The following is an 877-nucleotide window of genomic DNA, read 5'->3' on the forward strand; positions in this document are numbered from 1 at the left end:
GGCTCTGTTGCAAATTTCTTTCTGTGGTGAGAGAAGCAGCTTTTGCAGAGCAGGTTGTTGATTTCATGAGTACATTCAAAGGCCGTCATTTCAGTGGCGAAGTCGTTCTCTGGGCTGTTCGCTGGTATTGCCGGTATGGCATCAGTTACCGCGACCTGGAAACGATGATGGCTGAACGCGGTGTGTTGGTTGATCATTCCACCATCTACCGCTGGGTTCAGAAATATGCACCCGAGATGGAGAAACGGATGCGTTGGCAATGGCGGCGCCCAATGTCCGACAGTTGGCGGGTTGACGAGACTTATATCAAGGTGCGCGGCAAGTGGACGTACCTGTACCGGGCAGTCGATAAACTGGGAAACACGATTGATTTCTATTTGTCTTCGACCCGCAATGCGAAGGCCGCAAAACGCTTTCTCGGCAAGGCGCTTCGTGCCTGTAACGATTGGGAAAAGCCGTCCAGGATCAATACCGACAAGGCTGGTTGTTACACTCAGGCTATCCGCGAGCTGAAAAAGGAGGGCAAGTGTCCGAAGGACGTGGAGCACCGCCAGGTAAAGTACCTGAACAACGTGCTGGAGGCCGATCACGGCAAGCTCAAGCAGTTGATCAAACCGGTGCGCGGCTTCAAATCGATGAAGACGGCCTATGCAACCATCAAGGGTTTTGAAGTGATGCGGGCCCTGCGCAAAGGCCAAGGCCGTGCCTTCAATCTGACCCGTGACCCGGTCGGCGAAAAACGCATGATCGAACGCGCCTTCGGTGTCGGACCATGTGTAATGGCCGAAGCGGTTGCCATGCTTGAAGCCCAACTCGCAGCATAATTGCGCCTAACGGAAGGCCTCATGCGCCCCGCGCGCAAGTTTGCAACAGAGCC

1 protein-coding gene is annotated in these 877 nt (G+C 54.6%); it reads left to right on the forward strand.

What is annotated here, in order from left to right:
• The first annotated feature begins 65 nt into the window (after positions 1–65).
• Positions 66–824, forward strand: a complete 759-nt coding sequence (locus F0155_RS23195; protein WP_150526932.1) for an IS6 family transposase — start codon at positions 66–68, stop codon at positions 822–824.
• Positions 825–877 lie beyond the last annotated feature (53 nt).

The sequence above is a fragment of the Roseibium sediminis genome, assembly GCF_008711325.1.
In the GTDB taxonomy this organism is placed as follows: Bacteria; Pseudomonadota; Alphaproteobacteria; order Rhizobiales; family Stappiaceae; genus Roseibium; species Roseibium sediminis.

Excerpts from the sequence above, each read along its gene's own strand:
- F0155_RS23195 (WP_150526932.1), top strand. The coding sequence starts at position 66 with ATGAGTACATTCAAAGGCCGTCATTTCAGTGGCGAAGTCGTTCTCTGG.